Origin of the sequence: Burkholderia anthinoferrum, from assembly GCF_002925705.1 — a bacterium.
In the GTDB taxonomy this organism is placed as follows: domain Bacteria; phylum Pseudomonadota; class Gammaproteobacteria; order Burkholderiales; family Burkholderiaceae; genus Burkholderia; species Burkholderia semiarida.
Window position 1 is genome coordinate 1 of sequence record NZ_LFZP01000038.1, and the last position, 381, is coordinate 381.

Consider the following 381-nt stretch of genomic DNA (forward strand, 5'->3'; position numbering starts at 1 on the left):
TCGGCAATGCGATGGAATGGTTCGACTTCGGCGTCTACAGCTATATCGCCGTCACGCTCGGCAAGGTGTTCTTCCCGTCCAGCAGCCCGTCCGCGCAGTTGCTCGCCACCTTCGGCACGTTCGCGGCCGCGTTCCTCGTACGCCCGCTCGGCGGCATGGTGTTCGGCCCGCTCGGCGACCGCATCGGCCGCCAGCGCGTGCTCGCCGCCACGATGATCATGATGGCCGTCGGTACCTTCGCGATCGGCCTGATCCCGAGCTATGCGTCGATCGGCATCATGGCCCCGATCCTGCTGCTCGTCGCCCGCCTCGTGCAGGGCTTCTCGACCGGCGGCGAATACGGCGGCGCCGCCACCTTCATCGCCGAGTTCTCGACCGACA

Annotated in this window: 1 protein-coding gene; it reads left to right on the top strand. The window is 67.5% G+C overall.

What is annotated here, in order from left to right:
- Positions 1-381, top strand: a 381-nt coding sequence (locus C5F75_RS12665; RefSeq protein WP_146075203.1) for an MFS transporter, incomplete at both ends; no start/stop codon positions are given.